We start from the raw sequence: 25,104 nt of genomic DNA on the forward strand, positions 1-25,104 counted from the left end.
AATAATAATTAGTCAATAATTAATGGTTAACTTTCCATTGATGTGATTCATCCTCAAAAATTTCCTTACCAAACACAGGAACATCCGCTTTTATGGCTTCAACAATAAATTCTAAAGCTTTAAAAACGACCTTTCTTCTTGGTGATGATACGAATACGAATAAGCATATTTCACCTGCTTTAACGGTTCCTAAACTGTGATAAATATGCATACATGTTAATTCAAATTTTTCGAATGCCGCTTCTCTTATCTCATGAAATTTGGCATTCGCCATATCCTCATAAGCAGTATATTCTATAGCTGAAACTGTTTTGTCGTCTATAACATCGGCTCGTACTTGTCCTAAAAAGATGTTATGAGCGCCAATGCTTGTTTTTGTTTGATGTTTTGCAATGGAATCTCCAATAAACTCTGAAGAAATTGCACCTTGTCTAAAAACGTTTTTTATTTTTTTATCTGCCATTATGATATTGTTTTATACTGTTCTTTTAAATATGATTGTATTTCTAAAGCCCCTTCAACGATGCTATAACAATTAGTTACTTCTAATGATTTTAATAATGAAATGGCTTTTTTGCTCCTGATTCCAGATTGACAAAAAATAACTTTTTGTTTTTCGGAATCTATTTTATGTATAGACTGTTCTAATTCACTAAGTGGAATCGATGTCACCTCTAAGCTTTCAATTTTTGGTGTTTCGTGAATCTCTCGAACGTCTATGATTTGAATATTTGTTTGATCGGCCACTTCTTTTATAGAGATGAGGTTTTCGTCTATCTCACAAAGTTCCTCAACCTGATTGGTGTCAAAACTATCTTTTTTACTTAGAATGGTTTCAATCTCTTTTGCCGACTTACTGATTTTAAGTGTTACAGTTTTGTTGTTTAATGCATTATAACAAAGTAACTCTCCAGAAAGCGTATTGCCAAGACCTAATATGATTTTTAAAACTTCATTAGCTTGCATACTCCCTATAATACCAGGTAATACCCCTAAAACACCAATTTCTGAACAATTAGGAACCGCACCTTTTGCTGGAGGTGTTGGAAATAAACAGCGATAACTAGGGCCGTTGTTATAATTAAACACAGAAATCTGACCTTCAAACTTGTATATAGCACCAAAAACCAATGGTTTATCCGTTAGTATTGACGCATCATTAACCAGATAGCGGGTTGCAAAATTATCGGTACCATCAACTATAATATCATATTGATTAAATAAATCAATGGCATTTTTATGTGTTAACTTTTCGGGATAAGCGACTATCGAAATAGCATCATTTAAATCTTCTAAGCGTTTTTTTGCTGCTTCTGCTTTATTTTCTCCTAATGACGATGTACCAAATAATACTTGCCGTTGTAAATTTGATAGTTCTACCACATCAAAATCTACTATACCAAGGGTTCCAATACCAGCAGCAGTAAGGTATTGTAAAACAGGACAACCCAAACCACCAGCACCTATTACTAATACTTTAGCCTTAGAAATTTTGTCTTGACCTTCTTGTCCGATTTCTGATAATATGATATGTCTATTGTATCTGTTCATTCCTAAATTCCTGTGAAGGCAGGAATCTCATCCTACCATTTCTAATTACTTTAATATTTCATTTTTTGTCATGTCGAAAGAGGCACGATTGAGACATCTCATAACAATGAACTATGTCATTAATTATGTGATGTCGACCTCTAGGTCGAAATGACTAGCCTCCTGCAAAAGGAGGCAAAATCGCAATATCGTTTCCAGAAACCACTGTTTCTAATGTCACTAATTCCTGATTTTGTGCTACTTTAAAATCTTTATTCTTTAATGCCGTATATTTTTTATAAAGCTGTTCTATAAGCTCAGAAATCAAGCTGCCTGAAAACTCTAAAGACTCTTCTTCCCGCCGAGTTACTTCAGCTATTTGACCAAAATATTTAATCGTTATAAGCATCTTCTAATTGTTTTAATTCTTCTTTTGTATTCACGTTCATCGTAGCCTTATTATTAGCATGGTCTAATGAAATATTTTTAACACGACATTGATTAACCGCTATGCGTAAACGTCTTTCGTCTTTTTCCAATAGACTATTAAAAACACGACCACATTGCTTTTTATAAAGTGCTATTAATGGCATCGTTTTACCATTACTTTCTATTTGAATAATATCAGAGCCAACATCAGCATTTACTATTAGTTTTTCCAGTATCTCCGTTTTAATAAGCGGAATATCGCAGCTTAAAATTAAATTGTAGTCAGTATTGGAGGCTTCAAGACCAGAACAGATGCCAGCAACTGGTCCTGCATCTTTTATGGTGTCCGTGATTCTTTTGAAACCTAAAGTGTCATAATCTGTATTATCTGAAACAATAATAATTTCAGAAACCAATGGCTTTAAAGCGTCAATACTGTGTTGAACAAAAGGCTTTTCGTTTAGTATTAAAAAACCTTTGTCCGTTCCCATTCGGGAGCTTTTACCACCAGCTAAAATGATGCCTGTTATGTCTTTTTTGTCTATCATTTTATGTGAAAAATAATTTAGCACAAGCTATTAGTAATACAAAAGCTAGAATGTATTGCAAGTTCTGATTGTTTATTTTTTTACTACCATAATAACCACCTAAAACACCCCCAATTAACGCGATAGCGACTAATAAAAAAGAGGCTTTTTCTAAGGTAACACCAATGCTAAACTGACCTATTAAACCTGAAGCAGAATTCACCCAAATAAATAAAGCTGAAACTGCTGCTGCTTCTTTCATGTTTCCCCAATGCAACAACAAAATAATAGGTGTTAATATGATGCCTCCACCAATACCAATAAGTCCTGAGAAGAAACCAATAATGCCTCCAACTAATAAGCCTTGCCATAGTTTTACATCTTTTATTGATGTACTTTCTTTTCCGAAAACGTTCAGCATTTTTAGTATGGCAAAAATCAATAGAACAGCTAATATTTTTTTATATATGGAAGCATCAATTTCAATCATACCACCAATAAAAGCTAATGGTATAGAAGCCATTGCAAATGATATAAATAACTTTTTATTAAAATGACCTTCTTTATAATAGTAATAAAATGAAATACCAGCAACAAACAAGTTTAGTAATAGGGCAGTGGGTTTCATACTTTCTGGAGCAAAAGAAAACAAAGCCATAAGCGCCAAATATCCACTGGCACCACCATGTCCCACACTGGAATACAGAAAGGATACTACTGGTAGTATGATTAAGAATATGTATATGTTTTCTGTTTGTAGCATTTTAGTTTATGAGTGACTAATATGAATACCTAAAGTGTTCTAAAGTTAAAAGTGTCTAAAGTATTTAAAGTTATGAGTTTCTAAAGTGTTTAGAGTTTGTTAGATATAGAAGTGAAAAGTGCCAAAAGTTCTTTTGCTTCTTTAACAATGGTGCTTAATGAATCTAATTCAACCCATTTTAGATCACTAATAATTTCTAACCAATATTCTGTTTCGCTTGCTTCACTTTCTGATATTTTTATTTTATTTTTAAAATCTCTTTTACTTCTTGATCGATTGGCTTCTCTATAGTTTGCACCAATACTAGTACCCGATTTAGTAATTTGATTACGAATAACTTTACCTTCAATTGTATTCGGTAATGAACATGATAATTTAATAATTGATATCCCAAACTGTCGTGTTCTGTATTCTAACTTTTTTGCAAACTCCTTATTATTCATAATTAAACTTTAAATATTTATAATTTTAGAAACTTATTACTTTAGGCACTTTAAGTACTAATTACTTTAGACACTTTTTACAACAACTTAATTTTTTCTAATTGTTGATCTAAAAATTCCCAGCAGTTCTTGTTGATATCATCAAAAGCATTGACTAATGATAACCCATAGTCAGTTAGTTCGGCGCCACCACCACCTTTACCACCAATACTATTTATGGTGACAGGTTTTTTCGCCGATTTGTTTACTGAATCTATCAATTGCCACGCTTTTTTGTATGATATGTTTAACGATTTTGCTGCTTTAGATAACGACCCCGTTTCTTGTATGGCTTTAAGTAAATGCACGCGCCCTTCACCTAATAATACGTTGTTATCAGATTCTATCCATATTCGGCTTTTTATTTTATAGCTCATATGTTTCCTAATTTAAAGATGCTTTCATTTTGCTTTTTATTAACAGAGGAAGGTGTTAATCGTAATATTGTATTTCGTAATTTAATTAAGAAGGGGCTGGAATAATGAGCTATTTTACCTATAATCCAACTGATTTTAACGACCTGATGCGCTTTTGGTAATCTTATTTTCTGAAATTCATTAAATGCTTTATTTACTTCGTATTTGCTAAGGCACTCAGAAAGTATAAAAGCATCTTCAATGGCTTGACAGGCACCTTGTCCCATATTAGGAGTTGTAGCATGAGCGGCATCGCCTATTAAACAGACATTTTTATTATACCATATCTTTGTTGGTTTTAAATCAGAAATTTCAGCCTTATTAATATGCTGCATTGAGGTTGAACAAATTATATCTTTAATAGTAGGATGAAACTTGTAAAATGCTTCTTTTACATTATTAAATGTTAATTCATCTTTGTTTTTCATAAAAGATTTCAAAGCATACCAATACACTTTGTCTTCAGAAATTTGTACAAAACCAAAACGCCCCTCTTTTCCCCAGGCTTCATTTAGTTCGTTTCTTAAATCTGGTGGTAAATTATAATCTGAGATTCCTCTCCAACAACTTTGGTTAGCATGTCGAATCTTATTTTTAGGAAACAATTGCTGTCTAACAACAGAATTTATTCCATCAGCGCCAATGAGGGTAGAGGATTTATAGTTTTTACCATTTTCAAAACTCAAGGCCAATTCATTTCCATTTTTGATGACGCTTTTGAGCTTGTGGTTTAGAATTATTTCAGATGATTTTAACTGGTCAATTAATATTTGTTGTAAAATACCTCTGTGGATTGCAATATTTTTAACCTCATATTTTTGTTCAAAATAGTTTAAATCAACTTTAGATAAAAGCTTTAGATTAGGTGTTGTAATGTTTAATGAAGAAATAGGGTTTCCATTATTTTTAATAGTATCATTCAAGTCCAATTTTTTATAAACCTGCATGGCATTATTGGCTAAAATAATCCCAGCTCCAACAGGTTTTATTTTTTCAGCTTGCTCAAAAATTCTTGTTTTAAAGCCTTTTTGTTCAAGAGCTATTGCCGTTGTTAAACCGCCAATTCCAGCTCCTATAATATCAATAACCATATTTTTAAGTATTAGGTAATAAAATAACTTCAACCAAATCGTCCTTTTCTATTTTAGAAACATCTTCAGGAATAAAGACCAAGGCATTCGAAAGTGCAAATGTTTGCAACATGGATGAGCTTTGTCCTTCCAATATTTCTACAGTATCATTATTATAAATTGCTTTTAAAAATTGAGGGCGGTCTCCTTTCTTTATAAAATTTGAAATAGACTTTACTTGAATTCTTGGTAATTCCACCTGTTTATGATTCATCATTTTTTGAAGTGCCACATAAACATACATATAAAAACATGTTAATGCCGCTGCGGGATTACCAGGTAAAGCAAATATGGCAGTGTCTTCTTTTTTTCCAAAAAATAAAGGTTTTCCTGGTTTTTGCTTAACCTTATAGAATACTTCTTCCACCTGCAGTTCTTTAAGCGCTTTACCAACAAAATCGTAATCACCAACAGAAATGCCGCCTGTAGCAATTACCAAATCATTTTCAAGGATAACCGTTTCAAGTTTATTTTTAGTCTGTATGTAATCATCTTCTATTTTATGAATCGTAACATCGTAAAATTTAAGATTGTATAAAGCGTTTAAAAGCATTTTGGAATTACTTTCGTATATCTTTCCATAGGATAGCGGCTGTCCAGCTTCAATAAGTTCGTTTCCAGTAGTGATTAAAGCGATTGATGGTTTGCTGTAAACCGAAGCCTCAGTGATCCCCAAAGATGTTAAATAGCCAATAGCAGCAGGTGTTAATTTGGTACCTTTTTTTAAAGCTAGATCTCCAGTTTTAACTTGTTCTCCCATGGGACGAATATTATGACCTTCTGATAAATTATGTTCTATCGTTATTTTAGAACCAGCAACCACCACTTTTTCCTGCATCATAACCGCATTGGCAGTTTCTGGAACTGGAGCGCCTGTAAATATTCTCACAGATTCCCCTAGTTTTAAGATAGGTTGATGATGATCTCCTGCTTTTACTTCGCCTATTAAAGCATAAGATAGATCATCATGTAAGGATAAAGCATAACCATCCATAGCAGATTGACTGAATGGAGGCATATTCACAGGTGCAATAACATCCTTGGATAAGTAATAGCCACCGCATCTTTCCAAAGGTTTTATGGTTTCTTTGAAAAGCGGTTTTATATTATTATTTTTAAGAGCATTCAAGGCTTCATCTATAGTTATCATGTATCAATACCGTTATGTTCATGCAAATATAACGAATGAACGTTTCAATACAACATGATATATATCAGTTTTTTCGATTTTTAAGTTAAGAATTATTCATCCACGCTTATTGCGTGGTATGAAAACTCAATTTTGAAAAGTATTCAAGACACATTCAAAATTGTAAGTTGAGCTTATCCTGCTTTTAGCTGAATCTGGATTTAATCTATAAATTCTCCGACTTTAAGCTTGATTCCTAATTATTGGATTCTAGGTCAGCCCTGGAGTTTGACACCTTTTATTTAGATTAAATTTAAATAACCCGATGTTATCATTCTTATGATATTTGTCAGTTTTTGTTTTTTTTAATTAAGATATTTTTATCTTTTTAAAAACTAATCGAATTTATATGCCTATAAAAAGTTACTTAGCGCATCCTCAGGAAGGCCAAAAAGAAGTACTCATGGAAGCTTTATCTAAAATAGATAATTGCGAAGTGATCCCTGCCGAAAACAAAAACCTCCTTATAGTAGTAACCGATACAGAAAGTCAAACCGACGATGAAAAAGTAAAAGGATCTATTGAAGCTATTGAGAGTTTAAAACTACTGGCGATGGTTTCCGGATTTAATACACCCAAAAACAACTAAATATGCAAAATTCTTTAACAAGCAGAAGAAATTTTTTAAAAAAGATGGCAGCAGCAGCAGCAATGACAGCAGCTGCATCGATGTTTCCCGGAATTATATTTGCTTCAGAGCAAGAAGCCAATTTACCTAAAGGAGCTAATCTGGATTGGAAAAAAGGACCTTGTCGTTTTTGCGGTGTAGGATGTGGGATCTTGGTAGGTGTAGATCAAGGTAAAGCAGTAGCGGTAAAAGGAGATCCTAACTGTGAAGTAAACAAAGGATTACTTTGTGTAAAAGGCTATCACCAAATTATGTGTACACAAGCTAAAGATAGGCTAACGCATGCTTTGGTTAAGAAAAACGGCAGATACGTCCAAACGCCTATTGATGAAGCATTAGATCTTGTTGCTAATAAAATGAAAGAAACCATAACAAAACATGGTAAAGATTCTGTAGCGATGTATACTTCTGGACAATCAACAATTCCTGAAGGCTATGTAGCTTCAAAATTAATGAAAGGGGCTATTGGAACTAATAATTTAGATTGTAATGCACGTTTATGTATGGCAAGTGCTGTAGCAGGGTTCTTAACCACTTTTGGTGCAGACGAACCTATGGGATGTTATGAAGATATAGACCATGCCGATTATTTTATTACTTGGGGAAATAATATGGCAGAAATGCATCCTGTATTATTCTCAAGGATGTTAGAACAAAAGAATAGAAGAGGTGCAAAAATTATAGATTTTGCAACAAGAACCACACGTTCCAGTACAGCATCTAATAAATCCATTTTATTTGAACCCCAAACAGATCTGGCTGTTGCAAATGCTATTTGTTATGAGATTATTAATAATGGTTGGGTAAACAAATCGTTTGTAGAAAACCATGTGAATTTTAGTAAAGGACTCACGAATATGGGGTATGGCTTAGAAGATAAATTTAAATTTAGCGATAAGCCAACCAAAATAGATTTTGAATCTTATAAAAAATTCTTAGAAGATTATACACCAGAAAAAGTAGCAAAATACTCTAAAGTATCTGTAAAAGACATCAAATATTTGGCAGCTATTTATGGAGATCCTAATAAAAAAGTAGTGTCTTATTGGTGTATGGGAATGAACCAGCATACAAGAGGAACGTGGATAAACAACTTAGTTTATAACATTCACTTATTAACTGGTAAAATTTCACAGCCAGGAAACGGTCCATTTTCTTTAACAGGACAACCATCTGCTTGTGGTACAGCAAGAGAGGTTGGTACATTTACACATAAATTACCAAAAGGCGTGGTAACGAATGAAAAACACAGACGGTTAGCAGCTAAAATATGGAATGTACCTTATGAAAATATTCCAGCTAAACCGACATACCATGCTACGGAAATGTTTAGAGCTGTAGATCGTGGAGATATTAAATTTATTTGGACACAAGTTACAAACCCTTTGGTATCATTACCAAAAACAAGTCGTTATCGTCCAGGAATGGAAAAAGAATCTTGTTTTGTTGTGGTTTCTGATGTATTTCCAACGCCAACATCAGATGTTGCTGATGTTATCTTGCCTGCATCTTGGCATATAGAAAAAAGCGGATTATACGGAAACTCAGAACGTAGAACACAGCATTGGGATAAAATGGTAGACGGTCCAGGAGAAACAACTCCAGATGCGTGGATGACTATTGAGGTCGCAAAACGAATGGGCTATGGCGATCTGTTCCCATATAGTGAGGAAAACCACGTAGAAGAAATATATAACGAATATAGACAGTTTCACGAAGGCGCAAAACACGGTATGGCACCTTTAGAAGTTCTTAAGGAAGAATCTGGAGCTATCTGGCCTTATGTAGACGGAAAATCTACGCAATGGCGTTTTAATGCAAAATACGATCCAGCATGTAGTAATGATAAAGATTTTCATTTCTATGGAAAACCAGACGGCAAGGCTGTTATTTGGCAACGTCCTTACGAGCCAGCAGCAGAGTCTCCAGATACAGAATATCCATTTTGGTTAAATACAGGGCGTGTTATAGAACATTGGCATACAGGGTCTATGACGCGTAGAATTCCAGTATTACACAAAGCAATGCCAGCTGCCTACGTAGAATTTCATCCAGACGATGCTAAAAAACTAGGTGTTAGAAATGGTGAAAAAATAAAAGTAAGCTCAAGAAGAGGATCCTGTATTTTACCTGCTTCGATAAATGAAAGAGGGTTGCCTACCAGAGGGCAGGTCTTCGTGCCTTTCTTTGATGAGAATATGTTGATTAATGATGTCACATTAGATGCTTTTTGTCCTATATCTAAAGAGCCAGACTATAAAAAATGCGCTGTTAAAGTTGAAAAAGCATAGCAATGAAAAAAAGACTAGGTATCATATCGTTATTTGTAATTCTTTTTATAGCATTTATTACTATTTGGAATTACAGCTATCAAGTAGGACTTGAAGAAGCCTATATTCCAATTGAGAATAGTAATCCTGTTTATGCAATCCCTTCGGAGTCTGGTGTTTTTAAACGTTCACAATATGCTTTAGATTATGAAAATATGCCTGTAGATGCCAATCACCAAAGGTCATTAACTACATACTATAAAAACAGAGCATACTATGGTGCGCCTCCCAGTATTCCACATCCTGTAGATGAACATCAAAATATGGGAGGACAAAGTTGTTTAAAATGTCATGAAAATGGTGGATTTACTGAAAAATTTCAAGCCTATGCACCAGTAACACCCCATCCAGAATTGGTAAACTGTAAACAATGTCATGTAGAACAAAACACGCAAACGTTGTTTAAAGGAGGCGATTATGCAAGTGTGATGGCTCCAAAAGCAGGTATCAACAATGCTTTACTTGGAAGCCCTCCAGTAATTCCCCATCAAATTCAATTGAGAGAGAATTGCTTATCCTGCCACGTAGGACCAAGTGCTCCAAAAGAAATAAGAGTATCACATCCAGAACGTGTTAATTGCAGACAATGCCATGTTTTAAATAATAAAAAAACCACGGATATTGGATCCTTTATAAGAGCTGAAAAATGATGAATAGATATAATTTAAAATACATTGTAAGTGCTTTTATTATGGTGTTAGGACTCGCTTCTTGTAAACATCATGAAGATGAATATCATAGCATTACAGATAAGATTGAAGCAGAAGGTAAAAATTATCAAGGGACTTCAATATCATCTGAAGCATATATAGGAGACATAAAAACAATTGAAATTACAGAAGGCGCCCATACCTTTTTAATTCCCGAACGAAAAAGTCAGATTAAATCGTATGCCTGTACCGAATGTCATATAAAACCATTGGCGAAAATGCAGAATAAAGACTTTAAAAAAGCACATTGGGATATTAAAATAGAGCATGCCAATGAAAATACTATGAATTGTATTACCTGTCATAATGGATCGAATATGGACGAATTAACCAGTTTAACAGGCAAGTCTATCGATTTTAATAAAAGTTATAACCTGTGTAATCAATGCCATACAAAGCAATTTCAAGATTGGAAAGGAGGCGCACATGGTAAGCGAATTGGAGGATGGGCACCACCAAGAGCATCTATGACTTGTGTAAACTGCCACAATCCGCACGACCCACATTTTGAGTCGCGGTGGCCAGCACGTTTTAATACCCAAAAGGTAAAAGAAAGAGAGTAATTAACACCATTTATGGCATTAATAATATTTAGGTATGAGTAATAATAACAAAAAATGGTTTTCATTAAATCTTGGCAGGAAGGAAAAAGAGTCCTCAGGGGCTTGTGGTTGTGGGAAAACTTCAGGAGGTTGTGGTGCCGCATCACAGTCTGATCAAATGACCGATGCCGCCTTTGCCGAAGCAGCAATACACGCTTCTATTGGAGAAGAAAAAAACAAAGATGGATTTGAGCAAGTTTTCGATGTCAAAATGGATCGGCGAACCGCTTTTAAAAAGTTAACAGCTAGTTTGTTAATTGGAGCAGGAGCTGTGAGTACATCCTGTAGCGTTATAGGTGGTGATGAAAGTAAAGAAAAAGCACAAATAGATTGGGAAGAGCAATTTAAAGGAAACTATAAATTGATGACCGACGAAGAGAAAAACGGCACTGTAGACAGATTGGTACGATCCTATCAATTAAGAACAGGAAAAACTATTAGTATGTCTTCTAAAAATGCAGAAGAAGATGTCTTATTTGGTTATGCCTTCAATATTTCTAAATGTCAAGGGTATATGGATTGTGTAAATGCTTGCGTTGAGGAAAATAATCAGGATAGAAATTCAGAAATGCAATATATAAGAATACATGAAATGAAGGATGGAAAAGGCTTTAATTTTAATGAAGCTGATGATAATTATTATCATGAAGTTCCTGCCGAAGGTCATTTTTACATGGGAACACAATGTTTTCATTGCGATAATCCGCCCTGTGTAGAAGTATGTCCTGTACAAGCTACTTGGAGAGAAGATGATGGCTTGGTAGTGGTCGATTACGATTGGTGTGTAGGTTGTAGATATTGTATGGCTGCTTGTCCTTATGATGGCAGACGCTTTAACTGGAGCAAACCAGAAGTGCCAGAAGCAGAAATCAATAAGAATCAACATTATCTAGGAAATCGGATGCGTAAAAAAGGTGTTATGGAAAAATGTACCTTCTGTGTACAACGATCCAGAGCAGGCAAAAATCCCGCTTGTGTAGAGGCTTGCCCTACTGGAGCACGTATTTTTGGAAATCTGTTAGACCCAGATAGTACCATTAGGTGGGTTTTAGAAAATAAGAAAGTATTTAGATTAAAAGAAGATTTAGGTACAGAGCCTAAGTTCTGGTATTTTATGGACTAATAATGATGTGTAATTATATTTAAATGAGACGATTAAGAGTTTTTAGAAGTTTAGTTAAAGATAGCTTAGATACTATAACACATGGTTCTAAAAAATATCATTTATGGATGGCATTTTTAACTTTTGGCATGTTGACTGGTATGTATTGTTATTCCATTCAATTAGAACATGGTCTTAGTGTTACTGGTATGACAGATAGAGTGAGTTGGGGATTGTATATTTCTAATTTTACCTTTTTAGTAGGTGTTGCCGCGGCGGCAGTCATGCTTGTTATGCCGACATACGTTTTAAAAGATATCGATTTTAAGCAAGCCGTACTAATTGGAGAAGGATTAGCTGTGTCTGCACTTATTATGTGTTTAGCTTTTGTGATTGCAGATATGGGAGGCCCTTCGGTTTTATGGCATATGATTCCAGGAATAGGCGTCTTTAATTTCCCTAACTCTATGTTAACATGGGATGTTTTAGTCCTTAATGGGTATCTGTTTTTAAACATAACCATCCCTTTTTACATTCTTTTTAGACATTATCAAGGAAAAGAAGCCAAATCAAAAGTTTATATCCCTGGAGCCATTTTATCTGTTTTTTGGGCAGTAGGCATTCATTTAGTAACAGCCTTTTTATACCAAGGTCTGCAGGCACGTCCGTTTTGGAATAATGCATTATTAGGGCCTCGGTTTTTGGCTTCGGCATTTGCTGCTGGTCCCGCATTAATTATTTTAGTTTTAGCCATTATTAGAAGCTTTACAGAGTTCAAAATTCAGGATAAAACCATTAAAAAGATAGCGATGGTAGTTACTGTAGCAGCTCAGATAAATTTAATCATGCTGATTTCAGAATTATTTAAAGAGTTTTATGCGCCTACGCACCATAGCGAAAGTGCTTATTACCTATTCTTTGGATTGGATGGTAAAGATGCTTTATTGCCTTGGATCTGGACCGCAATTCCTTTAAATGTATTAGCTACAGTATTGCTAACGTTCCATAAGCTCAGAAATAATTTTAAAGTGCTGTTCTTTTGCTGTTTTATATTATTCGTGGCTATTTGGATTGAAAAAGGATTCGGGCTTATTGTACCTGGTTTTATCCCTGGACCATATGGTAAAATAGCTGAATATACGCCTACAGGCATTGAGATAGGAGTAACGTTAGGGATATGGGCGCTTGGAGCCTTCATATTTACGATATTAGCTAAAACAGCTATTGGTATAGAGTTAGGAGAATTGAAATATAAAAAGAACAAAGAAAATTAGTATCTTATGTTCATGAAAACATCATTAAATATGATATATATCAGCTTATTTGCTCTTAAAATATAAGAGATTTATACCTAAGTTTAAGCACGTATATTATGTTTAAAAATGACTAAAAGAGTTCTCGTAATGCCCTGAAAAATGAATTTTAAAAATAGAACTTTAACCAAGATAGAAATTAAATAAAGTGAATCTTAAAAAAAACATATTACCAGACAAAAAATCGAGATGGCGGACTGTTGCGGTTTTTTTAATAGCAGTCATTACGGGATTGGGTTTTTTTATGGCAAAAGAAGCTGCACTAGTTTCTTATATGTCAGACGATCCTCTAGCCTGTGTAAATTGTCATGTGATGACTCCAGTTTATAATAGTTGGATGCATAGCTCCCATCGAGAATGGGCAAATTGTAACGATTGTCACGTGCCTCATAACAATGTATTTAATAAGTATTATTTCAAGGCAAAAGATGGTTTATTTCACGCTTCCATATTTACGCTAAGGGCAGAACCAGAGGTTATGTTTATGCGAGAAGAATCAGAAGAAGTTGTGCAAAATAATTGTATTCGTTGCCATGTACAGCAAGTAACGCAAACCAAGTATGATGGTTGGATAGACGATCATGCAAAAAACAGAACCGAAAGAAAATGCTGGAGTTGTCATCAAGAAGTACCACATGGTACCGTGCATGGCATATCTACTATAAAAAATAATATAGCACCTATTCCAACAGATACAGAAGAAACTGTAATTCCAGATTGGTTAGAAAAACAAATAGCAGACAAATAAATTATAACAAAAATGAAAAACAAAGTCTTATTTATTGTTACCGGAGTAGTCGTATTTCTACTAGGGTTGTTGGCATCTAGCATTGTTAACAGAAAAAACGAAGCCAAATACAAATATGTTCCGCAAGTTGATATAAGCGAAAACGAACCACGAAATGAAGAATGGGGTAAAAATTACCCAGCCGAATACCAATCGTTTTTGCAAACAACAGAAACTGATTTCGCATCTCAACAAGGAGGTTCTGCTATGAGAGATGTGTTACACGAAGATCCGCGTTTAGCAGTACTTTGGGCTGGATATGGATTTTCAAAAGATTATAACCAAGGTAGAGGCCATCAATATGCTATTGAAGATTTAAGAAATACTTTAAGAACAGGAGGTCCTAAGGGAGCAGGGGATGGTCCTATGCCAGCAACATGTTGGACCTGTAAAAGTCCAGATGTACCTCGTTTAATGAATGAAAATGGTATTGCTGAATTTTATTCTGGAAAATGGGCCGATAAAGGCGCCGAAGTTGTGAACCCTATTGGTTGTGCAGATTGTCACGATTCGGAGACTATGAAATTAACCATTTCAAGACCAGCATTAGTTGAAGCTTTTGAAGAGATGGGAAAAGATATTAATCAAGCAACTCACCAGGAAATGCGCTCTTTAGTTTGTGCACAATGTCATGTTGAATACTATTTTGAGAAGAAAAAACCAGGAAACGAAGGAGTACCTTATTTAAAATTCCCATGGAAGAACGGTATGTCTGTTGAGGCTATGGAAAAATATTATGATGATATTGATTTTAAAGATTGGACTCATAAATTAAGTCGTGCGCCTATGCTTAAAGCGCAACATCCAGGTTACGAAACGTATCTAACAGGTGTACATGCAGATAGAGGCGTGTCTTGTGCAGATTGCCACATGCCATATAAGAGTGAAGGCGGTCAGAAATTCACAGATCACCATATACAATCACCTTTAAACAACGTATCTAATGCTTGTCAGGTTTGCCATAGAGAAGACGCCGATAAATTAAAAGAGAATGTTTACGAGCGCCAACGTAAAGCAGCAGAAAACAGATTAAAGTTAGAAGATTTCTTAGTAAAAGCGCATGTAGAAGCTAAAAAAGCCTGGGATCTGGGAGCCACTGAAGAACAAATGAAAGATATCTTGATGGATATTCGTCATGCACAATGGCGTTGGGATTATTCTGCCGCTGCGCATGGTGCATCATTTCACTCACCTGTTGAAACAGCTCGAGTTATGGGAAGTGGATTTACTATTATTCAAGAAGGGCGTATAAAATTAGCTCGTTTGTTATCTGATTTAGGACATAATAAACCTGTAGAGATGCCAGATATTTCTACTAAAGAAAAAGCACAATCTTATATTGGTTTAGATGTTGAAAAACTGAAACAAGAAAAAGAGGCCTTTAAACAAAACTTAGTGCCTAAATGGTTAGAAGAAGCGAAAACTCGTGAAGCTGGCTACGATACTAAAGAAGTATCAATGAATAAATAAGATTTTATAGTTTTACTATTACTTATTATTATTATTATTTAATAAGAAGATAACATTTGAGGAGCCATACCACAAATGTTATCTTTCTTCTTTTAAGACAATCTCATGCAAAAATTATATAAATTATTTTCATCATCAAGTTTAGCATTATTACTCCTGTTAATTTTTGCAATAGCTATGGCTGTTGCTACCTTTATTGAAAATGATTATGGTATAGCTACCGCATGGGTGTCCATTTATGATGCCTGGTGGTTTGAGGTTGTTATGTTGGGATTGGCCATTTGTTTTATGGCTAATATTTTTAAATATAAACTGCTGCGCAAAGAAAAATGGGCAACCCTGTTATTTCATGTGGCATTTATTGTTATCATTTTAGGTGCCGCTATTACAAGATATACTTCTTATGGCGGGATTATGAGGATACGAGAAGGTGCTTCGTCTAATATTGTTATTTCTGATACTAATTTTTTATCGGTGACCATAACCGATGGAACCACTACTAAGACTGTAAAAGAAAAGCTAGCGTTCACTCCTATAAGCGATAATGATTTCACATTAAAAACAAGTTTTAACGATACTCCAGTCGTTATCTCATATAACAAATTTATTGCCGATGCTGTTCCAGAAGTTGTTCATGATGACGATTTGGGCGAACCGCTTTTAGAAATGGTTGTAACCGTTGGTAATGGTAGAAATACAGTATACCTTAAAAAAGGCGAAATTGAAAAAATAGGGGAGCATCAACACGAAATTGGGTTTAATTCTAATAAAGAAGGCATTATCAATATTATAGAAAAAGATGGTGCATTTAGTCTTAAAGCACCTCACGATTTAGACTTTTTTATCATGTCTTCACAACAAGCAGGAAAAATTGTTAAGGATAGCTTACAACCTATTACATTAAGAACTTTATATAGAGATGGCGATATTTCTTTTGTACCGTTGGTGTATCATGAAAAAGGGACATTTCAATTAAAAAGTGTTTCAGAAAAACCTAAAGACAACGATAAAACGAAAGATGATGCTTTAATCGTAAATGTATCTATAGATGGAGAAGAACAAGCTGTAAATATTTTATACAGAGAAGGCTTTTTACCAACACATCACAATATAGAAATCAAAGGAAAAAAAATAGTGCTATCCTATGGCGCAGCAGCAATAAAAACGCCTTTTTCAATTCAATTAGATGATTTTCAGTTAGAAAGATACCCTGGGTCTTCAAGTCCTTCTGCCTATGCTAGTGAAGTCACTATTTTAGATAATGATAAAAAAATACCATTTAGAATTTTCATGAATAATGTGTTAGATCATAAAGGCTATCGTTTTTTTCAAGCAAGTTATGATACGGATGAAAAAGGAACAGTACTTTCTGTAAATCATGACAGATTAGGAACTTTTGTTACCTATTTAGGGTATTTGTTAATGATGGTTGGTATGTTTTTTACTCTTTTTGGAAAAACATCTCGTTTTAAATTCATCAATAAAAAATTAAAACAATTAAAGAAAAAGCCTATTACTGCTGTATTTTTACTTCTTTTTGGTTTAACTACTGGTTTTGCACAAACTCCAACAGATTCATTAACGCTTGCCGTTGAGAAAGCACTAGAAGATCAGGAAATAGATAAAAATCATGCCGATTTTTTTGGACGACTCTTGGTTCAAGATCTGGACGGACGTATAAAACCCATAAATACACTGGCATCAGAATTTCTTAGAAAAATCTCTAGAAAATCTAAATTCATATACCCTTTAGCTGATAAAAAGATCGTGTTAGATGCGAATCAAACCTTTCTGTCAATGCATATGTTACCGCAAATATGGCAGAACGTACCTATTATAAAAGCAGATTTCGGAAAAATAGGAAAGCTTTTTGATAGTATTCCTAAAGGAAAAAATAAACTCATAGCTTTTGCGAATTTATTAGATAAAAAAGGAGTATATCTTTTAACGAATCAAGTTGAAGAAGCTAATAAAAAGAAACCATCAGAGCGTAACGAATTCGATAAAGAGGTGTTAAAGATTGATGAACGTTTTAATATCCTTTACAGTGTTTTTATAGGTAACTATCTGAAAATTTTCCCAAATAAAAATGATAAAAACAACACATGGTTTAGCTATACACATCATTTTAAGGATTTTTCGGAAGAGGATGCTCTATTTGCAAAAACAATTATACCAACATATTTTAAAGATATTGCCACAAAAAACTATGAAAGCGCTCATGAGAAACTCATGTATATTAAAAAATACCAAGACGTATTAGGTGCTGAGGTTATTCCAACACCAGAGCGTATAGAAGCCGAGTTATGGTATAATAAAGCCAATATTAATTTTTGGTTGTTTCAAGTGTTTTTTACGCTTGGTTTTATCTTATTGGTTTTAGCTATTGTTAGAATGTTCACGCAGAAAAAATGGCTGGAGATTTTTAATAATACGGTCATCATTTTAACACTCGTTTCCTTTTTGTGTTTTACAGGAAACATTCTTTTACGTTGGTATGTAGCGCAACATGCACCATGGAGTAATGGTTATGAGATGTTGATCTTTGTAGCCTGGGTATTGGTGTTGTGTGGGCTAATTACATTTCGGAAATCAGATTTCTCATTGCCTTTGGCAACCTTATTTTCAGGAGCACTATTATTTGTAAGCTATTTAGATTGGTTAAGCCCAGAAATCACCAATTTAATGCCTGTATTAAAGTCCTATTGGCTAAAGATTCATGTCGCTACTATTGTGAGTAGTTATGCACCTTTGGCGTTGTCAGCTATTTTAGGTCTCATGGCTTTGTTATTACAGATCTTTAAGACACCAAAAATAAAAGACATTATAGAAATTAAAATTAAAGAGCTTTCTTATATTAATGAGATAGCAATGACCATTGGTTTATTTGTATTGGCAGTAGGGACTTTTTTAGGTGGTATATGGGCAAACGAATCTTGGGGACGTTATTGGGCGTGGGATCCTAAAGAAACCTGGGCACTCATAAGTATAATCGTCTATGCCATTGTTTTACATTTACGGTTTATTCCAAAATTAAATAACAACTATGTACTTAATGTGGCTAGTATGTTTGCTTTTTGGTCTATTATAATGACTTCTTTTGGCGTAAATTATTACTTATCTGGTTTGCATAGTTATGCTGCTGGGGATCCTTTACCTATTCCTACGTTTGTTTATGTACTGGCTGCCTTTATGATCATTGTAGCCGTTGTTGCCGCCTTTAGAAATAAGGATAAGAAAATAGTTTCGGAAAAATAAGAATATTGTAATAATTAACAACCAAAATTACTTTGTTGTGAATTTGGATGTTGATTTTTGGTTTTCTCTTAAAAGCACGTGCTTTAGTTTTAGGTGTAAGTATTAATACTTATATTTGAAACTAAGGCTATAGAGTCTTAGACTTTAGAAGACAACTTTTAAAAGCATGCAAGCAATAACAAAAACAACATATAAAGCTGGGGTGGAAGCAAGGTTGTCATCTGGTGTAGCTTGCAGCTCGTGTGATAATATAAATTGCTTAATAAAAAAGAACTTATCTGTTTTAGCAAATTCAAGTGTCACTATCACTAATCATAAAAATGACATTAAGTGTAAAAAAGGACAGCAGTTTATTATAGAAGGTGCTCCTGTAAATGGATTGTTTTTTATTTTAAAAGGTACTGTTAAAGTCTTTAGAACAGGAATTAATGGAAAAGAGCAGATAGTGAGATTTGCTAAAGAAGGTGAAATTATTGGTCATCGTGGTTTTGGTACTGAGGAATATTATTCTATTGGTGCGATTGCTTTAGAAAATACGACATTGTGCTATTTTTCAAAAGATGTTTTACAAGATATATTGCGTAAAAGCCCTGAGTTTACATACGATATGATGCTTTTTTATGCTAATGAACTTAATAAAAGTGAATCTAAAGTAAAGTCATTATCTCAAATGACGGTTAGAGAACGTATCGTTGACACCTTATTATATATTCACAGAAAATTTGGAGACCTTAATGGCTTTTTAAATCTTCCGCTTAGTAGAAGGGAATATGCAGATTATGCAGGAACTTCTGAAGAACAAGTTATTAGAGCCTTTTCTGCCTTAAAAAAGGAGGGCTTAATTTCTGCCAGTGGAAAAAAAATAGGTATTAATGATATCAGCCTTTTAAAAAAAGAAATTAATGAACATAACTTCTTCTTGGATAGTTAATTCGTTGTATTTAAGAATTATATGAAATTAAAACCTGTGGTAAACACAGGTTTTTTTATGGCATCTTGTAGGTTGTAAGCTGTTATAAAAAGTTGTTTTCTTCTGTTAATAGCCATATTTATTCCAATTAAGTCGTATTAGATTTGCTTCATAAATAAGTATAAATACTTATATTGAATATAAGTATAGTATATAATAATATTATAGATTATGGAACAAAAAACAATTACTCTCGTACAAAATTCTTTTGAAAAGGTAAAGCCAATTGCTTCAACAGCAGCAGAAATATTTTATTCTAAACTATTTGAGTTAGACCCAGCCTTAAAACCATTATTTCCGAATAATGAAGAAGCTATGAAAACACAAGGAAATAAGCTAATGTCTATGTTAGGTGCAGCAGTAGCAGGATTAAACAATTTAGATGCTTTAATACCAATATTAAAAGATTTAGGAAAGCGTCATGTAGAATATAAAGTAGAAGCTTTCCATTATCAAACAGTTGGAGAAGCTTTATTAGGGACTTTGGAAGCAGGGTTAGGAGATGATTTTACTACAGAGGTAAAAGAAGCTTGGGTATCGGTGTATACTACCATGTCTAATGTCATGATAGAAGCTGCATATGAAAAAGTATAATCATTAAAAATGAATTATGAAAAACATTATTAAGTTTTTAAATATCGTGTGTACTATAGCTGCAGGAAGCATTAGTTTAATTTCTTGTGGAGGCGTACCTGAAGATAATAAGGTTTTGGCAAGTACTGAGAATGTATTTTCGGTAGAAGAAGTATTGGAAATGGTCGCTAAAGAAAATGATGTGACACGCACATTATATACTAAAGCTATTGTTGGTAAGGGCAAAACTCAGGGAATGAAGTTCGATGAAGATTGGAGAAAAGATGATGTCGAGGCAGGACCATTACCAGCATTGTTTTTAAGAGGGGTAGCCACAAGTATAAAGAAAAGTCCAGTACCGCTTGGATTGTATTTGGGATCTGACTTTCCTATTAATGCAGCTAATAAATTTGAAGGGAAACAGGCTGTTTTATTTGAACAAATTAAGGAGAATCAAAAGCCACAGTTTTTTTATGATCAAGATCAAAAATTGCATACAGCTATGTTTGTAGATATAGCAAGTGCAGACGCATGCGTAACCTGTCATAATAACCATACGCAAACCGCAAAAAACGACTGGAAATTAGGAGATGTTATGGGAGCAACAACATGGCAATATCCTAAGGATTCTTTAAACTATAAAGAAACAATTGCTGTGTTAAATTCTTATGCTAAAGGAACAGTAGCTATTTATATGGAATACCTGGATGAAATTGAAGCTTTTGAAAAAAGCGAAAAACCAGTTATAGGAGATAAATGGCCCGCAGAAGGAAACTATTTACCGACTGCTGCCGTTTTTCTGGATAGTGTTAAAAAACTAGCATCTTACGAAACAATGAAACATTTGGTGACTACGAAATAGATAAATAGATATTTATTCGATGCAATCATGTCTATAGCTTATAATTTTAGGCTATAGGCAGATTGATTGTAGTAACTTAATTCTCCAGAGTATAATATTGATATATGACAACCGATAACAGACCTACTATTTTAGGCATCCTCTTGCTCGTACTTTTCTTTATTCAGTTTTTCTTAAAGCTAGAATGGGTTTGGTTATTAAATCTTCAACAAAATGAAATGTATAAGCGTTGGTCTGGTCTGGCAATTGCTTTACTAATCACATTTCAGTGGTTGCTTACCATTACCAGAGTTGTTAAGAAATGGCGGAACTACTCAATTAAAATGACGACTATGCATAAATGGTTAGGCGCTTTAAGTCCTTTGTTTTTTTATGTGCATAGTATGGGATTAGGCTATGGTTACCTGCTATTACTTTCATATACATTTTTTTCAAGCGCTTTATTTGGCTATATAAACTTAGATGTTATTAAAAATAGTGGCGACTTATTATTTAAAGGTTGGATGATTGTTCATGTTGCATGCTCTATGATTATATCAATACTTATGCTGTTCCATATAGGTGTTGTTTTCTATTATAAATAAATATTAATGTATGAAGCTACAGATAAAACATATCATTCAAGAAACCAAAGATTCAGTTAGTTTGAGTTTTAAAAATGGAAATTTATTTAACAAATTATCTTATAAACCAGGACAGTTTTTAACAGTTCATGTGCCTATTGATAATGTTGTTCATAAGAGAGCCTATTCATTTTGCAGTAACCCGTATACCGATAAGGATCTAAAAATAACAATTAAACGTGTTGAAAAGGGCTTGGTCTCTAATTATCTGCACGATCACATTAAAATTGGAGATAAATTAGTAATAGACAAACCTGCAGGGTCATTTTACGTAGCCCCTAAACCAGAAGTAAAAAAACAATATGTTTTATTCGCTGGAGGGAGTGGTATAACTCCCATTTATTCTATAATAACATCAGTTTTAGCAAAAGAAGAACAATCTAAAATAGTGTTAGTATATGCCAATCAAAACATAGAGTCTATTATTTTTCATAACGAATTAAAAGCTTTAGAAAACCAATACCCAAACAGGTTTTGTGTGGAGTATATCTTATCTACATGTGCTAATGAAGCTAAAAACTATCATGCAGGTTTAGCCAATAAAACGTTGTTAGATACACTGTTTTTAAAGAATAACATTAAATATGAGGATCATGTTTATATGATTTGTGGCCCTTTTGGGTACATGGAAAAAATAAAAGAGATCTTAAAAACAAATGGTATTTCCAGAGAGCAAATAAAAATTGAAGTTTTTAAAAGCCCTAAAGTAAAGCTTGTAGGTAAAGATTTGATAAGTGATGTAACATTAAAGGTTAAGGGGAGCTCCCACCAAATTAAGGTTAGAGGCGATAAATCGATATTATGGCAAGCAATGTCGGATAATATTGTATTGCCGTATTCATGCAGGTCAGGCATGTGTTCTACTTGTAAGGCTACATGTGTTTCTGGAGAAGTTAAAATGACTGAAGGTCATTTTCTTTCGGAAAGTGATGTAACAAATGGTACTATTCTAACCTGTGTAAGTTACCCTATAAGTGAAAAAATAGTTATTGAAATTTAATTAGCATTTATGTATAAAGTAAGTCCGTTAAGGAAAAGACAGTTTATAGGTGGTATAATTGGTATTATTATAGGAGGCGCTGTTTTTTATTTTTTAACATTAGAATCGGCTGGCATATATGTTTCTATTGGACCAATGAATACAGGACATCAAAACATATCTTGTATTGCTTGTCATGCAGATGCTAAAGGAAACCTAATACAGCAAATCCAGTCAAATATATCCCATGCAGTCGGAGGCAGAAAAGAAGGGGTCGATTTTGGTACACAAGATGTTACTGTAGATAATTGTTTGCAATGTCATGACAGGCCTAACGACCGACACCCCAGCTACCGTTTTTCAGAACCCAGATTTAAAGAGGCCATTAAAAAAATAGATGCAACTACCTGCATAACTTGTCATTCCGAACATCACGAAGAACGGGTCTCCGTAGTTTCTATTAATTACTGTATGAACTGTCATCAGGATCTGGCTGTTGAGAATGATCCGTTAGATATATCACACAAAGATTTAATAGCTAAAGAAGAATGGTTTACATGCATCCAATGTCATGATTTTCATGGAAATCATAAATATGATGTCCCAACTAAATTGAAAGATACCATTCCTATGAAGGCTATTAAAACTTATTTTGAAGGCGGTGAAGATCCGTTTGGTACCAATAAAAAGTATATTGGTTTGTCACAATCTGAATGGTTGAAACAATTAGAAAACAACTAACGTCTTCGTTTTTACCATAAACTTATCTTTAATCTAAAAATTCTCCGATCCTTGGGAGTCTGTAAGAGGCATTCAAAATTGTTATTTTTGCGAAGGCGGGAATCCGTAATAAAGCTTTAAAACTGTTTCATTTATTAATTGAAACACAGAGATCTCAGATGAGGAAAACGAGCTTACATTAGATGAAGCTTTTGTGTTTTTAAAACCATATCTCAGAACGGCTTTTTCATCTGTCCTTGTTATTTACCACAACAAAAGATGTTACTTTTAAAATCAATAAAAAAAGAGCAGGAAGAATTACCGAAAATTCACCAACATTTCGTGATGTTACGCCGCCTAAGAGCGATTTAAAATAGTTGGAGTGATAGATATATAAGATTCTTGTTACTTTCCTGTAACGCCACTAAGCAGAGTTTAGCAGTAGCTAGGGTTGTATGCCTTTTTTATTTCCGTTCTAATTCGGATATTAGTTTAATAACCTTATCTCTATTCTTTCCTGATTTCATCCAATTAGGCAATTTTTCTACCATTGTCCAATGAGTTCGACCATTCTTTTCTCTTAATTCGGCAGAAATATATTGTTTCAAATATTCTAAATGGTCATAATTGAAAGCCCAAAAGTTATTTCCTCTGAAATTTTCGGTTAGCCATAATGGTAGTCCAAAATAATTTTCGGAAGGTTTTCCATTACTATCAAATATCCATTCTTGCGCTATATTCCGTGGTGAATAATTTTCAGTTTCTCCGCAATTATGACATTTAACAGCAATGGTTTCTTTCTTTTCATTAACATTAGGAATATTTACTTTCAATTCAGATGTACAATGAGAACAATGACAATTTAATTCAATCGCAAAAGATTCTTTTCTTCCATTCTGTGAATGAAAACAATTCGGACATTTTAATGTTCTTTGAGAGAGATAAGATTTCGGATTATCTTTAGTAACAATTGCTCTTTTTTCACACTTTGGACATTCGACAAGTATTTCATCATCGAAATGGTAAATGCTAATATTTTTATCTTGAAATCTGTTCATTGGTCAAATTACATAGAACGTTGTTGTATGCCTTTTAATTTTTTATTGTGGATATCAATAATTCTCTTACATCAATTTCCAGTACTCTAGCAATTTGAAATAAAGTTTCTACTCTTGGTTGCATTTCATTCCTGCACCATTTAGAAATAGTAGTTCTATTCATTTCTAATTGGTCAGCCAACCAATTGTTGGTTTTTCCTTTTTCAGCTAAAACAGCCTTTATACGGTTGTAAACTTCCTTGTCCATAATGAATTAATATCATTGAAAGCCAAATGTAATGACTTCATTTTAAATGCTAATAGCATTATTTAATGCTTTATAATGTTCAATTGAATATTTTTAATATCTTTGTGATGCTTTAAAAGCATTAAATAAACCTAATAAGATTTTTTTTGAATATTTAAAACACATAGTTATGAGCAAAAGATATACCAAAGCAGATTTAGAACAAATTGTTTATAAGCAATTAGAAAATCTAAATGCTATGCACGATTTATTAGGAATCATGAAATTTCAAAATGATTTGATTCACAATATCAATCAAACGTTAAGAGAGGAAATCGGTCAATTCAAAAAACAACAGGTGATGTATCCGACAAGAAGAAAGACCAGATCGTAAATCTAATGCAGTTGGAGATTTAGAATAGTTAGG

The 25,104-nt window shown here is 33.7% G+C and carries 27 protein-coding genes; 16 read left to right on the top strand and 11 right to left on the bottom strand.

The features are described from left to right. Window positions 1-19: 19 nt before the first annotated feature. The 9 genes from Q4Q40_RS13235 to Q4Q40_RS13275 form a co-directional block, all read right to left on the bottom strand. Window positions 20-463, bottom strand: a complete 444-nt coding sequence (locus Q4Q40_RS13235; RefSeq protein WP_303302325.1) for a molybdenum cofactor biosynthesis protein MoaE — start codon at window positions 461-463, stop codon at window positions 20-22. Next, window positions 463-1,551, bottom strand: coding sequence for a molybdopterin-synthase adenylyltransferase MoeB (moeB, locus tag Q4Q40_RS13240; RefSeq protein ID WP_303302326.1), 1,089 nt, complete (start codon window positions 1,549-1,551; stop codon window positions 463-465). Before moeB ends, Q4Q40_RS13235 begins: the two co-directional genes overlap by 1 nt. Before the next feature lie 154 nt (window positions 1,552-1,705). After that, a complete protein-coding gene (locus tag Q4Q40_RS13245) occupies window positions 1,706-1,939 on the bottom strand; it encodes a MoaD/ThiS family protein (RefSeq protein WP_303302327.1) in 234 nt (77 codons plus the stop codon). Further along, entirely contained in the window at window positions 1,923-2,507 is a 585-nt protein-coding gene (gene mobA, locus Q4Q40_RS13250; protein ID WP_303302328.1) for a molybdenum cofactor guanylyltransferase, read from the bottom strand. Before mobA ends, Q4Q40_RS13245 begins: the two co-directional genes overlap by 17 nt. Window position 2,508: 1 nt before the next feature. Beyond that, window positions 2,509-3,249, bottom strand: a complete 741-nt coding sequence (locus Q4Q40_RS13255; protein ID WP_303302329.1) for a sulfite exporter TauE/SafE family protein — start codon at window positions 3,247-3,249, stop codon at window positions 2,509-2,511. Between the two features lie 89 nt (window positions 3,250-3,338). After that, window positions 3,339-3,692, bottom strand: coding sequence for a four helix bundle protein (locus Q4Q40_RS13260; protein ID WP_303302330.1), 354 nt, complete (start codon window positions 3,690-3,692; stop codon window positions 3,339-3,341). A gap of 77 nt (window positions 3,693-3,769) precedes the next feature. Then, on the bottom strand, window positions 3,770-4,108 hold the full coding sequence (locus tag Q4Q40_RS13265) for a winged helix-turn-helix domain-containing protein (RefSeq protein ID WP_303302331.1): 339 nt from the start codon (window positions 4,106-4,108) through the stop codon (window positions 3,770-3,772). Further along, window positions 4,105-5,238, bottom strand: coding sequence for an FAD-dependent monooxygenase (locus Q4Q40_RS13270; protein WP_303302332.1), 1,134 nt, complete (start codon window positions 5,236-5,238; stop codon window positions 4,105-4,107). The genes Q4Q40_RS13265 and Q4Q40_RS13270 overlap by 4 nt, the downstream gene beginning before the upstream one ends. Window positions 5,239-5,242: 4 nt before the next feature. Next, entirely contained in the window at window positions 5,243-6,427 is a 1,185-nt protein-coding gene (locus tag Q4Q40_RS13275; RefSeq protein WP_303302333.1) for a molybdopterin molybdotransferase MoeA, read from the bottom strand. A gap of 388 nt (window positions 6,428-6,815) precedes the next feature. Here Q4Q40_RS13275 and Q4Q40_RS13280 point away from each other — a divergent pair, with 388 nt between their 5' ends. The 15 genes from Q4Q40_RS13280 (at window position 6,816) to Q4Q40_RS13350 (ending at window position 23,414) form a co-directional block, all read left to right on the top strand. Then, entirely contained in the window at window positions 6,816-7,055 is a 240-nt protein-coding gene (locus Q4Q40_RS13280) for a hypothetical protein (protein ID WP_303302334.1), read from the top strand. A 2-nt stretch (window positions 7,056-7,057) separates the two neighbouring features. Continuing rightward, complete coding sequence (locus tag Q4Q40_RS13285) at window positions 7,058-9,385, top strand: molybdopterin-dependent oxidoreductase (protein ID WP_303302335.1); 2,328 nt, start codon at window positions 7,058-7,060, stop codon at window positions 9,383-9,385. 2 nt (window positions 9,386-9,387) lie between these two features. Next, window positions 9,388-10,074, top strand: a complete 687-nt coding sequence (locus Q4Q40_RS13290) for a multiheme c-type cytochrome (RefSeq protein WP_303302336.1) — start codon at window positions 9,388-9,390, stop codon at window positions 10,072-10,074. Beyond that, on the top strand, window positions 10,071-10,697 hold the full coding sequence (locus tag Q4Q40_RS13295) for a cytochrome c3 family protein (protein WP_303302337.1): 627 nt from the start codon (window positions 10,071-10,073) through the stop codon (window positions 10,695-10,697). Before Q4Q40_RS13290 ends, Q4Q40_RS13295 begins: the two co-directional genes overlap by 4 nt. 34 nt (window positions 10,698-10,731) lie before the next feature. Then, window positions 10,732-11,859 (top strand): 4Fe-4S dicluster domain-containing protein, encoded by a 1,128-nt coding sequence (locus Q4Q40_RS13300; RefSeq protein ID WP_303302338.1) that lies wholly within the window; start codon window positions 10,732-10,734, stop codon window positions 11,857-11,859. Window positions 11,860-11,882: 23 nt separating this feature from the next. Then, on the top strand, window positions 11,883-13,112 hold the full coding sequence (dsrP, locus tag Q4Q40_RS13305) for a sulfate reduction electron transfer complex DsrMKJOP subunit DsrP (protein ID WP_303302339.1): 1,230 nt from the start codon (window positions 11,883-11,885) through the stop codon (window positions 13,110-13,112). 187 nt (window positions 13,113-13,299) lie between these two features. Further along, window positions 13,300-13,899: a cytochrome c nitrite reductase small subunit gene (gene nrfH, locus Q4Q40_RS13310; RefSeq protein ID WP_303302340.1), complete on the top strand. Its 600-nt coding sequence runs from the start codon at window positions 13,300-13,302 to the stop codon at window positions 13,897-13,899. 12 nt (window positions 13,900-13,911) lie between these two features. Continuing rightward, window positions 13,912-15,408, top strand: coding sequence for an ammonia-forming cytochrome c nitrite reductase (gene nrfA / locus Q4Q40_RS13315; RefSeq protein ID WP_303302341.1), 1,497 nt, complete (start codon window positions 13,912-13,914; stop codon window positions 15,406-15,408). Between the two features lie 105 nt (window positions 15,409-15,513). Continuing rightward, window positions 15,514-18,666: a cytochrome c biogenesis protein gene (locus tag Q4Q40_RS13320; protein WP_303302342.1), complete on the top strand. Its 3,153-nt coding sequence runs from the start codon at window positions 15,514-15,516 to the stop codon at window positions 18,664-18,666. A 166-nt stretch (window positions 18,667-18,832) separates the two neighbouring features. Continuing rightward, on the top strand, window positions 18,833-19,597 hold the full coding sequence (locus Q4Q40_RS13325) for a Crp/Fnr family transcriptional regulator (RefSeq protein WP_303302343.1): 765 nt from the start codon (window positions 18,833-18,835) through the stop codon (window positions 19,595-19,597). A gap of 210 nt (window positions 19,598-19,807) precedes the next feature. Further along, the gene (locus Q4Q40_RS13330) at window positions 19,808-20,230 is read left to right on the top strand and encodes a globin family protein (RefSeq protein WP_303302344.1); all 423 of its coding nucleotides are present in this window, start codon (window positions 19,808-19,810) and stop codon (window positions 20,228-20,230) included. A gap of 16 nt (window positions 20,231-20,246) precedes the next feature. Continuing rightward, window positions 20,247-21,071 carry a c-type heme family protein gene (locus Q4Q40_RS13335; protein WP_303302345.1) on the top strand — a complete coding sequence of 275 codons (825 nt, stop codon included), beginning with the start codon at window positions 20,247-20,249 and terminating at the stop codon, window positions 21,069-21,071. A 104-nt stretch (window positions 21,072-21,175) separates the two neighbouring features. Then, a complete protein-coding gene (locus Q4Q40_RS13340; RefSeq protein ID WP_303302346.1) occupies window positions 21,176-21,655 on the top strand; it encodes a hypothetical protein in 480 nt (159 codons plus the stop codon). Window positions 21,656-21,665: 10 nt separating this feature from the next. Continuing rightward, window positions 21,666-22,694, top strand: a complete 1,029-nt coding sequence (locus Q4Q40_RS13345) for a ferredoxin--NADP reductase (protein WP_303302347.1) — start codon at window positions 21,666-21,668, stop codon at window positions 22,692-22,694. A gap of 9 nt (window positions 22,695-22,703) precedes the next feature. Further along, on the top strand, window positions 22,704-23,414 hold the full coding sequence (locus Q4Q40_RS13350; RefSeq protein ID WP_303302348.1) for a cytochrome c3 family protein: 711 nt from the start codon (window positions 22,704-22,706) through the stop codon (window positions 23,412-23,414). Window positions 23,415-23,857: 443 nt separating this feature from the next. On the opposite strand, the gene Q4Q40_RS13355 is transcribed toward Q4Q40_RS13350, so the two are convergent. Both Q4Q40_RS13355 and Q4Q40_RS13360 read right to left on the bottom strand, forming a co-directional pair. Continuing rightward, on the bottom strand, window positions 23,858-24,451 hold the full coding sequence (locus tag Q4Q40_RS13355) for a hypothetical protein (RefSeq protein ID WP_303302349.1): 594 nt from the start codon (window positions 24,449-24,451) through the stop codon (window positions 23,858-23,860). A gap of 34 nt (window positions 24,452-24,485) precedes the next feature. Further along, window positions 24,486-24,698, bottom strand: a complete 213-nt coding sequence (locus Q4Q40_RS13360; protein ID WP_303302350.1) for a helix-turn-helix transcriptional regulator — start codon at window positions 24,696-24,698, stop codon at window positions 24,486-24,488. Window positions 24,699-24,867: 169 nt separating this feature from the next. Here Q4Q40_RS13360 and Q4Q40_RS13365 point away from each other — a divergent pair, with 169 nt between their 5' ends. Further along, the gene (locus Q4Q40_RS13365) at window positions 24,868-25,071 is read left to right on the top strand and encodes a hypothetical protein (protein ID WP_303302352.1); all 204 of its coding nucleotides are present in this window, start codon (window positions 24,868-24,870) and stop codon (window positions 25,069-25,071) included. Window positions 25,072-25,104 lie beyond the last annotated feature (33 nt).

This window comes from Flavivirga jejuensis, assembly GCF_030540765.1.
Taxonomy (GTDB): Bacteria; Bacteroidota; Bacteroidia; order Flavobacteriales; family Flavobacteriaceae; genus Flavivirga; species Flavivirga jejuensis.

Bases quoted from the DNA above. Each gene is read 5' to 3' on its own strand.
- Q4Q40_RS13235 (WP_303302325.1), bottom strand. From the start codon at position 463: ATGGCAGATAAAAAAATAAAAAACGTTTTTAGACAAGGTGCAATTTCT.
- moeB (WP_303302326.1), bottom strand. From the start codon at position 1,551: ATGAACAGATACAATAGACATATCATATTATCAGAAATCGGACAAGAA.
- Q4Q40_RS13245 (WP_303302327.1), bottom strand. From the start codon at position 1,939: ATGCTTATAACGATTAAATATTTTGGTCAAATAGCTGAAGTAACTCGG.
- mobA (WP_303302328.1), bottom strand. From the start codon at position 2,507: ATGATAGACAAAAAAGACATAACAGGCATCATTTTAGCTGGTGGTAAA.
- Q4Q40_RS13255 (WP_303302329.1), bottom strand. From the start codon at position 3,249: ATGCTACAAACAGAAAACATATACATATTCTTAATCATACTACCAGTA.
- Q4Q40_RS13260 (WP_303302330.1), bottom strand. From the start codon at position 3,692: ATGAATAATAAGGAGTTTGCAAAAAAGTTAGAATACAGAACACGACAG.
- Q4Q40_RS13265 (WP_303302331.1), bottom strand. From the start codon at position 4,108: ATGAGCTATAAAATAAAAAGCCGAATATGGATAGAATCTGATAACAAC.
- Q4Q40_RS13270 (WP_303302332.1), bottom strand. From the start codon at position 5,238: ATGGTTATTGATATTATAGGAGCTGGAATTGGCGGTTTAACAACGGCA.
- Q4Q40_RS13275 (WP_303302333.1), bottom strand. From the start codon at position 6,427: ATGATAACTATAGATGAAGCCTTGAATGCTCTTAAAAATAATAATATA.
- Q4Q40_RS13280 (WP_303302334.1), top strand. From the start codon at position 6,816: ATGCCTATAAAAAGTTACTTAGCGCATCCTCAGGAAGGCCAAAAAGAA.
- Q4Q40_RS13285 (WP_303302335.1), top strand. From the start codon at position 7,058: ATGCAAAATTCTTTAACAAGCAGAAGAAATTTTTTAAAAAAGATGGCA.
- Q4Q40_RS13290 (WP_303302336.1), top strand. From the start codon at position 9,388: ATGAAAAAAAGACTAGGTATCATATCGTTATTTGTAATTCTTTTTATA.
- Q4Q40_RS13295 (WP_303302337.1), top strand. From the start codon at position 10,071: ATGATGAATAGATATAATTTAAAATACATTGTAAGTGCTTTTATTATG.
- Q4Q40_RS13300 (WP_303302338.1), top strand. From the start codon at position 10,732: ATGAGTAATAATAACAAAAAATGGTTTTCATTAAATCTTGGCAGGAAG.
- dsrP (WP_303302339.1), top strand. From the start codon at position 11,883: ATGAGACGATTAAGAGTTTTTAGAAGTTTAGTTAAAGATAGCTTAGAT.
- nrfA (WP_303302341.1), top strand. From the start codon at position 13,912: ATGAAAAACAAAGTCTTATTTATTGTTACCGGAGTAGTCGTATTTCTA.
- Q4Q40_RS13320 (WP_303302342.1), top strand. From the start codon at position 15,514: ATGCAAAAATTATATAAATTATTTTCATCATCAAGTTTAGCATTATTA.
- Q4Q40_RS13325 (WP_303302343.1), top strand. From the start codon at position 18,833: ATGCAAGCAATAACAAAAACAACATATAAAGCTGGGGTGGAAGCAAGG.
- Q4Q40_RS13330 (WP_303302344.1), top strand. From the start codon at position 19,808: ATGGAACAAAAAACAATTACTCTCGTACAAAATTCTTTTGAAAAGGTA.
- Q4Q40_RS13335 (WP_303302345.1), top strand. From the start codon at position 20,247: ATGAAAAACATTATTAAGTTTTTAAATATCGTGTGTACTATAGCTGCA.
- Q4Q40_RS13340 (WP_303302346.1), top strand. From the start codon at position 21,176: ATGACAACCGATAACAGACCTACTATTTTAGGCATCCTCTTGCTCGTA.
- Q4Q40_RS13345 (WP_303302347.1), top strand. From the start codon at position 21,666: ATGAAGCTACAGATAAAACATATCATTCAAGAAACCAAAGATTCAGTT.
- Q4Q40_RS13350 (WP_303302348.1), top strand. From the start codon at position 22,704: ATGTATAAAGTAAGTCCGTTAAGGAAAAGACAGTTTATAGGTGGTATA.
- Q4Q40_RS13355 (WP_303302349.1), bottom strand. From the start codon at position 24,451: ATGAACAGATTTCAAGATAAAAATATTAGCATTTACCATTTCGATGAT.
- Q4Q40_RS13360 (WP_303302350.1), bottom strand. From the start codon at position 24,698: ATGGACAAGGAAGTTTACAACCGTATAAAGGCTGTTTTAGCTGAAAAA.
- Q4Q40_RS13365 (WP_303302352.1), top strand. From the start codon at position 24,868: ATGAGCAAAAGATATACCAAAGCAGATTTAGAACAAATTGTTTATAAG.